This window comes from Curtobacterium sp. MCBA15_016 (assembly GCF_001865105.1).
GTDB lineage: Bacteria > Actinomycetota > Actinomycetes > Actinomycetales > Microbacteriaceae > Curtobacterium.
On record NZ_MJGR01000054.1, the window covers coordinates 1 to 527 of the forward strand.

The following is a 527-nucleotide window of genomic DNA, read 5'->3' on the forward strand; positions in this document are numbered from 1 at the left end:
GTCAGGGGTTTTCTGCGTTTGCGGGTCCTCCACAGCCTCTCGTGGCGGTCGGTGCCGGGCCGGTAGGATCGTCGTGTCATGACTGCGCCATTCACCACCGCTTCCGGTTCCGATGTCCGTGTCCGCTTTTGCCCGAGCCCGACGGGGACGCCGCACGTCGGACTGATCCGTACTGCGCTGTTCAACTGGGCGTACGCGCGGCACACCGGCGGCAAGCTCGTGTTCCGCATCGAGGACACCGACGCCGCCCGTGACAGCGAGGAGTCCTACCAGCAGATCCTCGAGGCACTGCGCTGGCTCCGGCTCGACTGGGACGAGGGCGTCGAGGCCGGCGGCCCGCACGGTCCGTACCGGCAGTCCGAGCGGACGGACGTCTACGAGGACGTCATCGCGAAGCTCAAGGCCTCCGGACACGTCTACGAGTCCTTCGTCACCCCCGAGGAGATGGAGGCCCGCAACAAGGCCGCCGGGCGTGACCCGAAGCAGGGCTACGACAACCACGAGCGCGACCTCACCGACGCCGAGCG

General features: G+C 68.3%; 1 protein-coding gene. It reads left to right on the plus strand.

The window, feature by feature from the left end; translation table 11 throughout:
* Positions 1-78: 78 nt before the first annotated feature.
* Positions 79-527, plus strand: a 449-nt coding sequence (locus BIV03_RS17085) for a glutamate--tRNA ligase family protein (RefSeq protein ID WP_254790942.1), incomplete at its 3' end; no start/stop codon positions are given.